This window comes from Jannaschia marina, assembly GCF_013404595.1.
Taxonomy (GTDB): Bacteria; Pseudomonadota; Alphaproteobacteria; order Rhodobacterales; family Rhodobacteraceae; genus Jannaschia; species Jannaschia marina.
Genome location: NZ_JABVAX010000004.1, coordinates 208,914 through 220,226, shown reverse-complemented (window position 1 = coordinate 220,226; position 11,313 = coordinate 208,914). Strand labels below are relative to the sequence as shown.

Here is an 11,313-nt window from a genome sequence, read left to right as displayed (position 1 = left end):
ACCCGTCCTTCACCGCTCCACACGGTTAGACTTGCATGATTTCGGCCTGTTTGTCTTCCAGTGCCTTGTCGATCTTCTTGATGTAGGTGTTGGTCATCTCCTGGACCTCCTGCTCCCACATCTTGGCCTCGTCCTCGGCCAGGCCGTCGGCCTTCTTGATCTGGTCCATGCCGTCGCGGCGCACGTTGCGCACGGCGACGCGGGCCCCTTCGGCATATTGCCCGGCGACCTTGCCGAGTTCCCGGCGGCGCTCCTCGTTGAGCTCGGGGATCGGCAGCATGATGATCGTGCCGTTGAGTTGCGGATTGATGCCGAGGCCGCTCTCGCGGATCGCCTTCTCGACCTTGCCGACGAGGCTCTTGTCCCAGACGTTGACGGTCACCATCCGCGGCTCGGGCACATTCACGGTGCCGACCTGGTTGACCGGCGTCGGGCTGCCGTAGGCGTCGACCATGACCGGCTCCAGCATCGAGGCCGAGGCACGGCCGGTGCGCAGGCTGCCGAACTCCGTGCGCAGGTTCGACATCGCGCCCTCCATCCGGCGCTCAAGGTCGTTGGTGTCGAGGTCGAAATCGTCGGCCATGTCTTGTCTCCCGCAGGCTTTGGCGGGGGTATAGCGGGCGATCGCGAAGGTGGAAAGCCGTTGCGGTGCAGCTCTCGTGCAGGCGGACCGGGCCCTCAGTGGTGGCAGAGCGGCGGGCGCGGCGTGCCCTTCTCGGTGCCGGTCATGCCGTCGTGCCACCCGGCCGCCATGGCGATCAGGTCGAACTCGAACCAGAGCCAGGCGTTGATCTCCGCGTCGTCCGGCACGGTGCCGTCGGGCGCGGCCCCCTGCATCTCGCCCGCGAACATCATCGGCGTGGCGCTGCCGAACGAGCCATCGCACGCCGTCTCCGCACCGAGTTTGCGAACATAGCCGCCGAACCCCTCGGCCAGCACGTCATGGCTCCGCGCGATTGCATTGATGTTGCCGACCTCCGCGCAGGCCCCGCTTACGACCTGAAAACTCGGGGGCGTGCGGAGCGGAGACGGGCCGTAGAACCGCAGGTCGCCCCGGATGAGGCCCGCGCCGATGAAGCGGATGTAGGCGTCGAAGCCGTCCCCGCGCCCGCCGCCGGCCAGCGTGTCGAACATCGTCGCCGCCTCCTGCAGGAAGCAGCCGCGGTCGCCGGTCTCGGCATAGGCGTCGATGTCGCTCGTGATCGCCAGGATCTCGGGCGAGGTGACGTCGTAGGCGCTTTCGATCTCCGGCAGGGTGATCGTGCAGACCGCGGCGTCGAAGACGACCCAATCGCCCTGCCGCGTGGCCGTGACCGCGTCGAGGCCAGCCTTGACCGCGTCGGTCACGGCCTCGGCCTTGAGCCCCGTGGCGACCGCCGCGCGGCCCGCGTCCGCCGAGAGCGTGCACCCGTGGGGCCCGAGCGCCGCCATGACGCCCGCGTCCTGAGCCGCGGCCGGCGCGGCCAACAGGCAGAGGAGAGCGGCGGCCCGGATCACCCCTCGACGCGCGTGCAGGTGCCCGAGCCGTCGAGTATGGAACGGAAGCCCCCCTCCGCATCGAGCGAGAAGACGATGATCGGCAACCCGTTCTCGCGGGCGAGCGCGATGGCCGAGGCATCCATGACCTTCAGGTGCTTCTGCAGCACCTCGTCGTAGGTGATCGTGTCGTAACGCACGGCGTCGTCATGCTGCGCCGGGTCCTTGTCGTAGACGCCGTCGACCTTCGTGCCCTTGAAGATCGCCCCGCAGGACATCTCGGAGGCGCGCAGCGTGGCGGCGGTGTCGGTGGTGAAATAGGGATTGCCGGTCCCGGCGGCGAAGATCACCACGCGCTTCTTTTCGAGGTGGCGCACCGCGCGGCGGCGGATGTAGGGCTCGCAGACCTGATCCATCGGAATGGCCGAGATGACCCGCGTGTGGATGCCCTGCGCCTCGAGCGCGCCCTGCATGGCAAGCGCGTTCATCACCGTGGCGAGCATCCCCATGTAGTCCGCCGTGGTCCGCTCCATCCCCTGCGCCGAGCCCTGCAGCCCGCGGAAGATGTTGCCGCCGCCGATGACCATGCAGATCTCGACGCCGGTGTCGTGGACCGACTTCACCTCCTTGGCGATGCGCTCCACGGTCGGCGGGTGCAGGCCGAAGCCCTGCGGCCCCATGAGCGCCTCGCCGGAAATCTTGAGCATCACGCGCTTCAGGGGGATCGCGCCGCCGGTCTCCTGATCCTGCATCCTCGAAATCCCCTCATGTCCGTTGCGATGCCGGGTATGGCGGATTAGGCGGGAACGGGCAACCGCATTGACCCGCGGGCACCCATACCTGAAGAACGGCGCGCAACCCCTTGATCGAAATTGACAAGATACCCGAAGACCGCCCCGTCCTGATCGCCGGGCCGACCGCGTCGGGCAAGTCGGCGCTGGCGCTCAGGATCGCCGAGACGGGGGGTGGCCGCATCCTGAACGCCGATGCGCTGCAGGTCTTCGCCGACTGGCGCAGCCTCACCGCGCGGCCGTCACCCGGGGAAGAGGCGCGCACGCCCCACGCGCTCTACGGTCACGTCGGCTGGACGACGGCCTATTCGGTGGGCGACTGGCTGCGCGACGTCGCGCCGCTGCTGTCGGGCCCCCGCCCCATCGTCGTGGGCGGAACGGGCCTCTACTTCCGCGCGCTGACGGAGGGCCTGGCCGAGATCCCGGCGACGCCGCCCGAGGTCCGGGCCGAGGCCGAGGCGCGGCTCGCGGCCATCGGCCTCGATGCGCTCGGGGCGGAGCTCCACGCGGAGGTGCGCGCCGACATCGACCTGCGGAACCCGATGCGCGTGCTGCGCGCCTGGGAGGTGGCGCGCCATACTGGCCGCTCGATCCGCGCGTGGCAGGCGGAGACGCCCGCCCCCCTCCTGCCGCTCGACACGGTCACGCCGCTCGTCGTGGACGCGCCGAAGGACTGGCTCACCCCCCGGATCGAGCGACGCTTCGACGGGATGCTGGCCGGGGGCGCGCTGGAGGAGGCGCGCGCGGTGCTGCCGAAGTGGGACGCGAGCCTGAACGCCGCGCAGGCGATCGGCGCGCCGGAGCTGATCGCCCATCTTCGCGGCGAGATCACCCTTGCCGAGGCGCGCGCGGCCGCCATCGTCGCCACCCGCCGCTACGCCAAGCGCCAGCGGACGTGGTTTCGCGCCCGGATGCGGGGCTGGACGCCGGTCGCCGGTGCGGAGATCGCACGCCTGCTTTGACAGCGTGCCCCGGCCCGTGGTCCCCTCGGGCCATGTCGCGTATCCGCCTCTTCGAATCGCGGGACCTGTCGGAGGCCGACCGCCTGGCCGGGCTCTCCTTCGAGATGGTCACGCCCCTGATCCGCCACGGCAAATGGCGGCGCGGGATGCCCCATACGGAGCGCCTCGCCGTGCTCATCTGGATCCCGCGCGGCCAGGGCCGGCTCACGGTGCTCGGGCGCACGCGCGGCTTCGGGCCGGCAACGGCGATCTGCCTGCCGCCCGAGACACCTTTCGCCCTCGACCCCGGCGCGATGACCGAAGGCACGCTCGTCCGCCTGCCGCCGCTCTTCGAGGCGCCCCTGCCCGACCGGCCGCGCCTCCTGAAGGTGTCGGACGTCGCCGCGCAGGGGGAACTCGCGGGCCTGATCGACCGGCTGAGCCGTCACGGCGACCTGAGCGAGCCGGCGCTCGGGCGGGCGGCGCTCGGGCGCGTCATCCTGCTGTCGGCCCTGATCGAACGTCTCGTCGCGACGCAGCCCGCGACCCGTCTGCCGCGCCCCGCGCAGGTCGCCGCGCGCTTCGCCCGGGCGGTGGAGGAGCGGCTCGGCACCGGAGCCACGCTCGAGGAGATCGGGGCGGAGATCGGCGTCACCCCGACCCACCTGACGCGCACGCTCAAGGAGACCGCGGGCCTGACGGCGGCGGCCTACATGCAGGCCCGGCTGATGCACGAGGCGCGGCGGCGGCTGGCCGATACCGACGACAGCGCGGCGACGATCGCGGGCGCGCTCGGCTTCTCCTCCGCCGCCTATTTCACGCGCGCCTTCGGGCGCGAGACCGGGCAGACGCCGAGCGCCTTCCGCGCCGAGGCCCGTCGGGTCGCGCGCGCCTGAGGGAACCCCGGCCACGCCGCGCGGGTTTGACTTCGATCCTACTGGAAAGGCGCGATTTTGGCGGAACTCGGATGGACGGTGCCCGTCATGCGGATGGGATATGCGGGACGGGGCCTGACCTATCTTGCCGTGGCCGGCATCTCGCTCTTCGCGATCTGGAACGGCGGCGCGGCGCAGGGGACGACCGCAACGATGGAAGTCCTCTCGGAGAGCGCGGCGGGCCTGATCGCGCTCGGGCTGATCGTCGTCGGCATGGCGGCCTATGGCCTCTGGCGATGGGTCGACGCCTGGAACGACCTCGAATGCTACGGCTCCGACCTCAAGGGGATGATCGCGCGCTGCGGAATGGTCGTGACGGGCGCAATCCACGGCGTCGTCGCGGGCGTGGCGGCGCTCGTGATGTTCGGCAGCGGCGGTCAGGGCGGCGGGATCCCGGCCTTCGTGGCCCGCGTCCTCGCGCTGCCGATGGGCTGGATCGTGGTGCTCGGTGCCGGGGCGCTGACCCTCGGGGCCGGGCTATACTACGTGGCGAAGGGGGCGCGGGCCACCTATCGCGAACACCTGATGTCGAACGTCTTCACCCGGAACTGGGACTGGGCCCTGCGCGGCGGGGTCGTTGCGCAGGCCATCGTCATCGGGCTGATCGGCGGGTTTCTGATCGGCGCGGGCCTGAGCGGGCACGCCGGCGGGACGGGCGGCGTCGAGCGCGCCTTCGAGTTCCTCGACGAGCAGCCCTTCGGCAAGGCGCTCGTCGTGGTCGTCTGCCTCGGGCTTCTCGGCTTCGCCTTCTTCTGCTTCGTCAACGCCGCCTACCGCATCGTGCCGCGCGTCGCGGGCGACGGCTTCGAGACGCTGGCGGCGGCGGTGCGCCGCGGGCATGACCGCCTGCGGCAAGAGATGTGACCACCGCCCGCAGCGCGCCCGCGCAAAGACTTCGTTAACCGCTCCGCCCGAAAACCCCTCCCGTCGCGACAAGACGGAAACGACGGGTCAGATCCGACCCGCCGGCATCGGCCCGGGATGGCATCCGGGCCCAGGATCGCGGGGGTCTTCACCCCCGTTGCGGACCCGTCCACCGATGGCACGGTGCGGCGCCGGTTCTCCTCCCATCGGGCGTGTGGCCCGACCCTCCGGTTCCCCGGACAACGAGAAAAGGGCCGCGGCAAGCCGCGACCCCTCCCCTGCCCGACGGTTCTGACCGGGTGGCCCGCTCGCGCGCGCCGCCGGTTCCGCGCCGTACCCCTTCGCTCAGCTACAGCCCGAGGTTCCCCCGCAGGTGTTGCACTTCATGCAGGTGCCGTTGCGCACCAGCGTGTAGTTGCCGCATTCGCCGCAGGCCTCGCCCTCGTAGCCCTGCATCTTGGCCTTCGTGCGCGCGTCCATCCCCGTGGAGGTGGTCGTCGCCGTGGTCGTCTCGGTGACCGTGGCCGTCAGCGTGGCCGTGCCCGTCGCGGCGAGTTCGGCGGCGACCTGATCCATGCCGCCGCGGAGCGCCACGAGGTCTTCGGGCAGGCGCTTGCGCAGGTAGCCCGAGGAGGTGACCGACTTGATGACCTCCAGCGACTTGGTGGCCGCCGAAGCACCGACCGCGCCGAGGTTGCCGTCCTCGCCCTCGCCCGTCTCGGCCTCACCGATGCTGTCGAAGGTGGCACCCTGCGGCTTGACGTGGGCCAGATCCTCCCGGTCGAGGTAGCTCACCGCCAGCTCCCGGAAGATGTAGTCGAGCACCGAGGTGGCGTTCTTGATCGAGTCGTTGCCCTGCACCATGCCCGCGGGCTCGAACTTGGTGAAGGTGAAGGCGTCGACGAATTCCTCGAGCGGCACGCCGTACTGCAGGCCGACGGAGACCGCGATGGCGAAGTTGTTCATCATCGCCCGGAAGCCCGCGCCTTCCTTGTGCATGTCGATGAAGATTTCACCCAGGTTGCCGTCGGCGTATTCGCCCGTCCGCAGGTAGACCTTGTGGCCACCGACGACCGCCTTCTGGGTGTAGCCCTTGCGGCGCTCGGGCATCTTCTCGCGGTGCGAGCGGATCAGCTCCTTGACGACGACCTTCTCGATCACCTTCTCGGCCAGGACCTGCGCCTTGGCGGCGGGGGCCCCGCTCTCGAGCACCTCGGCGGCCTCGTCGTCGTCCTCCACGAGGGCGGCGGCGAGCGGCTGGCTGAGCTTGGAGCCGTCGCGGTAGAGGGCGTTCGCCTTCACCCCGAGGGACCACGACAACTCGTAGGCCTTCTGGCAATCCTCGATCGTGGCCGAGTTCGGCATGTTGATCGTCTTGGAGATCGCGCCCGAGATGAAGCTCTGCGCGGCCGCCATCATGTGGATGTGGCTCTCGACCGAGAGGAAGCGCTTGCCCTTCTTGCCGCAGGGGTTGGCGCAATCGAAGACGGGCAGATGCTCGTCCTTGAGCGCGGGCGCCCCTTCGAGGGTCATCGTGCCGCAGACGTGGTCGTTCGCGGCGTCGATGTCGGCCTTGGCGAAGCCCAGGTGACGCAGGAGGTCGAACGTCGGGTCGTTCAGCTTCTCCGCCGGGATGCCGAGGGTCTGGGTGCAGAACTCCTCGCCCAGCGTCCACTGGTTGAAGACGAAGCGGATGTCAAAGGCCGAGGGCAGCGCGGCCTCGATCTTGTCGATCTCCGCCTGGCCGAAGCCGTGCCCGATGAGCGAGGTGTGGTTGATGCCCGGCGCGTTCCCGAGGGAGCCGTGGCCCACGGCGTAGCTCACGATCTCGCCGATCTGCGCCTCGCCGTAGCCCAGCGTGCGCAGGGCGGCGGGCACCGACTGGTTGATGATCTTGAAGTAGCCGCCGCCGGCGAGCTTCTTGAACTTCACGAGCGCGAAGTCGGGCTCGATGCCGGTGGTGTCGCAATCCATGACGAGGCCGATCGTGCCCGTGGGCGCGATGACGGTCGACTGTGCGTTGCGGTAGCCGTGCTTCTCGCCGAGGGTGACGGCCTCGTCCCAGATCTGGGCGGCGAGGTCGGTGAGCCGCGCGTCGGGGCAGCCCGCGATGTCGAGCGCGACGGGCTTCACGGCGAGCTTCTCGTAGCCGTCGGTCTTGCCGAGCGCCGCCGTGCGGTGGTTGCGCATCACGCGGAGCATGTGCTCGGCGTTCTTCGCGTAGCCCGGGAAGGCCCCGAGCTCACCCGCCATCTCGGCCGAGGTGGCATAGGACACGCCCGTCATCACCGCCGTCAGCGCCCCGCAGAGGGCCCGGCCCTCGCGCGAGTCGTAGCTGTGGCCGAGGTTCATCAGCAGGCCGCCGATGTTGGCATAGCCGAGGCCCAGCGTCCGGAAGTCGTAGGAGCGCCGCGCGATCTCCTTCGAGGGGAACTGCGCCATGGCGACCGAGATTTCGAGCGTCACCGTCCAGAAGCGCGCGGCGTGGATGTAGCCCTCGTGGTCGAAGGTGCCGTCGTCCCGCAGGAACTTCAGCAGGTTCATCGACGCGAGGTTGCAGGCGGTGTCGTCGAGGAACATGTACTCCGAGCAGGGGTTCGAGCCGCGGATCTGCCCGTCTTCGGGGCAGGTGTGCCAGTCGTTGACGGTGTCGTGGAACTGGATGCCCGGATCGGCGCAGGCCCAGGCGGCGTGGCCGACCTTCTCCCAGAGCGCGCGGGCCTTGACGGTGCTCGCGACCTTGCCGTTCGTGCGGTTGATCAGCTCCCAATCGGCGTCCTTCTCGACGGCGTGCAGGAAGGCGTTGGTCACACGCACGGAGTTGTTGGAGTTCTGGCCCGAGACGGAGTTGTAGGCCTCGCTGTCCCAGTCGGTGTCGTAGGTCGGAAACTCGATGCTCTCGTAGCCCTGTCGTGCGTATTGCAGCACGCGCATGATGTAGGCCTCGGGGATCATCTGCTTCTTGGCGGCGCGGATCGCGGACTTGAGCGCGTCGTTCTTGGCCGGGTCAGTCGCGTCGTCGAGCGTGCCGTCCCAGGCCGTGATCGCGGCCATGACCTTGTTGAGCTCGGCCTCGTGCGTCTTGGAGCCGGCGACGAGGGCCGCAACCTTCTGCTCCTCGATGACCTTCCAGTCGATGAATTGCTCGATGTCCGGGTGGTCCATGTCGACGATGACCATCTTGGCCGCGCGGCGCGTGGTGCCGCCCGACTTGATGGCACCCGCGGCGCGGTCACCGATCTTGAGGAAGCCCATCAGGCCCGACGACTTGCCGCCGCCGGACAGGGCCTCGCCCTCGCCGCGCAGGTGGCTGAAGTTCGTGCCGGTGCCCGAGCCGTACTTGAAGAGCCGCGCCTCGCGGACCCAGAGGTCCATGATGCCGCCGTCGTTCACCAGGTCGTCCTGGACGGACTGGATGAAGCAGGCATGGGGCTGCGGGTGCTCGTAGGAAGATTTGGAGCGGGTCAGCTTGCCGGTCGCCGGGTCGACGTAGTGGTGGCCCTGCGCGGGGCCGTCGATGCCGTAGGCCCAGTGCAGGCCGGTGTTGAACCACTGCGGCGAGTTCGGCGCGGCCATCTGGCGGGCGAGCATCACGCGCATCTCGTCGAAGTAGGTGCGAGCATCCGCCTCGGTCGTGAAGTAGCCGCCCTTCCAGCCCCAGTAGGCCCAGGCCCCGGCCAGACGGTCGAAGACCTGACGCGAGGAGGTCTCGCCGCCGAAGCGCGCGTCCTCGGGCAGCTTGGCGAGCGCGGCCTCGTCGGGCACCGAGCGCCAGAGGAACTCGGGCACGCCCTTCTCCTTGACGCGCTTCAGGGCCGCGGGAACGCCGGCCTTGCGGAAGTACTTCTGGGCGATGACGTCCGAGGCGACCTGGCTCCAGCCCTCGGGCACCTCGACGGCGTCGAGCTTGAAGACCACCGTGCCGTCCGGATTGCGGATCTCCGACGTGGTGGTGGTGAAGGCGAGCGCCGCGTAGGCGTCCTGCCCGGCCTCGGTGAATTTCCGCTCGAGCCGCATGATGTCTTCCCCCTGCTGTGTTCGGGCGCTCCCTCGAGGCCCCTGTTCGATGTCCCGTCGGCACCTGCACGCGCCGCACATGTCTCCCGGCGTCGCACCCGCTTGCGCGAGGCGAGGAAAACGGCTGACGGCTGCTGCCCGACCGGCGATGACGCCACTAGATGTGGTGTTCGTTGTCGCCGCCCATACCAATAGCTGCGCCGATCCGGTCCGGTCAATGTTGATAACCGGGTTTTGTCGCAAACTCTTCGCTTGACCCGCAGCTGCCGACGACGGGCCAGATTCGGGGGGCGTACGTCACCTTCGCCGGAGCCCTGTTTTGATGCGGTTTGCCCGGTTTGCGGCCTCCCGTAGGGCCCGTGGAGCGCGGCGTGGCCCGCGCGCAACGGCACCGCTCATACAGGCTTCTCCACAGGTTCTTCACCCGGTCTCCCCACCCGTGGTAGGGGAGTGACCGCTCGCCGCACACCACATGTAGGGGCCTGGAGGGGAATCGGTCCGGCGCGAGTCGGGGGGTATTCTGCCGCGCGATGCGCTCCGGCAGCGGAAAGGGAACGATTGAGTTCGGCCTGGCCGAAACAGGCCGGATGGCCCGCGGGTGCGGCCGGATCGCATAGCCCGACATGGCGGGGCGCGATGTCGGTGTGTGTCGCGTGTGGAGGGGGCGATTGATTTCGGCTTGGCCGAAACGAGCCGCATCTTCCACGGGTGCGACCGTACCGCGTCGCCCGACATCGCCGGTGCGATGTCGATATGTCGTGACAGTGGAGGGGGCGATTGATTTCGGCTTGGCCGAAACGAGCCGCATCTTCCACGGGTGCGACCGTACCGCGTCGCCCGACATCGCCGGTGCGATGTCGATATGTCGTGACAGTGGAGGGGGCGATTGATTTCGGCTTGGCCGAAACAATCGCTTGGTCGGGGCGGCGAGATTCGAACTCACGACCCCCTGTACCCAAAACAGGTGCGCTACCAGACTGCGCCACACCCCGACCTGACGCGCGCATAGCAGGCCCGCGCAGGGGAGGGAAGACACCCGCGGGTCGGGTCATGGTCGAGGATGACGGTGTGCGGAGGCGGAGGGATGCCCTCTGGGCTCTGTCATGGTCGGGCTCGACCCTAACATCTCCCTCCGTCGCGCCGTGCGGCTTTAGATCCTCGGGTCAAGCCCGAGGATGACGGTTTGCGGGGGCGGAGGACGGTGCGCGGGATCTAGGGGGACGGCGTGTAGGCTGGTGCGCCGCCCTTCAGGAGCAGGGCCAGGCGGCGGTGTCCTGGGGGAGCGCGGGGCTGCGCAGCTCGTCGCCGGGGTCGAGGCCGAGGGTCGCGGAGAGGCCGCCGTTGATCTCCAGCACGGCAAGGGTCGGCGCGCCCGCCGGAATGGGCGTCTCGTCGAGCGGGACGGCGTTTTCGTGGATGCGTACGATCGTCCCCGTCCCGTCGACGAAGATCATATCGAGCGGAATGAGCGTATTGCGCATCCAGAAGGCCACGTTGCCCGACTCGCGCGGATAGACGAAGAGCATCCCCGCCATGCGCGGCAGGTTCTCGCGGAACATCAGTCCGCGCGCCTGCTCCTGCGGGGTGCGGGCGAGCTCGACGGAGAAGCGGACCGTGCCGAAATCACCGCGCACGTCCACCGCATCGGCGCTGCAGCCGGAAGCGAGCGTGCGGGCCGAGGCGGTCGGCGCGACCAGAAGGAGCGCGGTAACGGCGGCCGCTGCGGCCCCGATCAATCGATGTGATATTCCCAACGCCGCACCTCGACCGCCAACAGTCCCCGCCCGCCCTCGAGCACGCGGATGCAGACTGCCTCGCCCGGCATGAGGTCGGCAAGGCCGAAGCGGCGCAACACCTCGATGTGAACGAAGACGTCCTCGGATTTGCCGAAGATGTTGACGAAGCCGAAGCCCTTGCCCTTGTCGAACCACTTCACCCGCGCCGGCAGATAGGGTGCCCCTTCGGGCGCGGGCTGCAGGTATTCGGGAAGGACGCCGTCGGTCGCGAGCTCGGGAGCCTCGATCTCGAGGACCTCCACGGCCTGAAGACCGCGCTCGCTGGTCTGGAAATTCACGACGACGCGGCTGCCGTCGGCGACCGAGCTTTGTCCGAACGCGCGCAGCACGTTCGCGTGGAGAAGAATGTCACGGTCCAGTCCTTCGGCGACGACAAACCCGAACCCGCGGGTCGCATCGAACCATTTCACCGTGCCTGTGATTCTTTGTTGAGCCTCTGGCAACACGCGCCGTCTCATTTCATAGTCTTTAGGTCGAGATTAGGCCGATACCG

General features: G+C 69.0%; 9 protein-coding genes and 1 tRNA gene. 3 read left to right on the top strand and 7 right to left on the bottom strand.

Annotated elements, in window-relative coordinates; all coding sequences use genetic code 11:
• Positions 1 to 25: 25 nt before the first annotated feature.
• The 3 genes from frr to pyrH form a co-directional block, all read right to left on the bottom strand.
• The gene (gene frr, locus HSX43_RS09815) at positions 26 to 583 is read right to left on the bottom strand and encodes a ribosome recycling factor (RefSeq protein WP_179379942.1); all 558 of its coding nucleotides are present in this window, start codon (positions 581 to 583) and stop codon (positions 26 to 28) included.
• A gap of 95 nt (positions 584 to 678) precedes the next feature.
• Complete coding sequence (locus tag HSX43_RS09810; protein WP_179379941.1) at positions 679 to 1,497, bottom strand: hypothetical protein; 819 nt, start codon at positions 1,495 to 1,497, stop codon at positions 679 to 681.
• Positions 1,494 to 2,228: a UMP kinase gene (gene pyrH / locus HSX43_RS09805; protein ID WP_179379940.1), complete on the bottom strand. Its 735-nt coding sequence runs from the start codon at positions 2,226 to 2,228 to the stop codon at positions 1,494 to 1,496. Before pyrH ends, HSX43_RS09810 begins: the two co-directional genes overlap by 4 nt.
• Before the next feature lie 110 nt (positions 2,229 to 2,338).
• Here pyrH and miaA point away from each other — a divergent pair, with 110 nt between their 5' ends.
• Genes miaA through HSX43_RS09790 form a run of 3 tightly spaced genes read left to right on the top strand, consistent with a single transcriptional unit; the run spans position 2,339 to position 5,007 of the window.
• The gene (miaA, locus tag HSX43_RS09800) at positions 2,339 to 3,229 is read left to right on the top strand and encodes a tRNA (adenosine(37)-N6)-dimethylallyltransferase MiaA (RefSeq protein WP_179379939.1); all 891 of its coding nucleotides are present in this window, start codon (positions 2,339 to 2,341) and stop codon (positions 3,227 to 3,229) included.
• A 32-nt stretch (positions 3,230 to 3,261) separates the two neighbouring features.
• Positions 3,262 to 4,104 (top strand): helix-turn-helix domain-containing protein, encoded by an 843-nt coding sequence (locus tag HSX43_RS09795; RefSeq protein ID WP_179379938.1) that lies wholly within the window; start codon positions 3,262 to 3,264, stop codon positions 4,102 to 4,104.
• A 57-nt stretch (positions 4,105 to 4,161) separates the two neighbouring features.
• Positions 4,162 to 5,007, top strand: coding sequence for a DUF1206 domain-containing protein (locus tag HSX43_RS09790; RefSeq protein WP_235962601.1), 846 nt, complete (start codon positions 4,162 to 4,164; stop codon positions 5,005 to 5,007).
• Between the two features lie 345 nt (positions 5,008 to 5,352).
• Here the strand turns inward: HSX43_RS09790 and HSX43_RS09785 are convergent, their stop codons facing one another.
• The 4 genes from HSX43_RS09785 to HSX43_RS09770 form a co-directional block, all read right to left on the bottom strand.
• On the bottom strand, positions 5,353 to 9,024 hold the full coding sequence (locus HSX43_RS09785; protein ID WP_179379937.1) for a vitamin B12-dependent ribonucleotide reductase: 3,672 nt from the start codon (positions 9,022 to 9,024) through the stop codon (positions 5,353 to 5,355).
• 915 nt (positions 9,025 to 9,939) lie between these two features.
• Positions 9,940 to 10,016: transfer RNA gene (locus HSX43_RS09780), tRNA-Pro, on the bottom strand.
• A gap of 255 nt (positions 10,017 to 10,271) precedes the next feature.
• On the bottom strand, positions 10,272 to 10,760 hold the full coding sequence (locus tag HSX43_RS09775) for a DUF192 domain-containing protein (RefSeq protein WP_208454546.1): 489 nt from the start codon (positions 10,758 to 10,760) through the stop codon (positions 10,272 to 10,274).
• Positions 10,757 to 11,278 (bottom strand): cold-shock protein, encoded by a 522-nt coding sequence (locus tag HSX43_RS09770; protein WP_179379936.1) that lies wholly within the window; start codon positions 11,276 to 11,278, stop codon positions 10,757 to 10,759. The genes HSX43_RS09775 and HSX43_RS09770 overlap by 4 nt, the downstream gene beginning before the upstream one ends.
• Between the last annotated feature and the right edge of the window lie 35 nt (positions 11,279 to 11,313).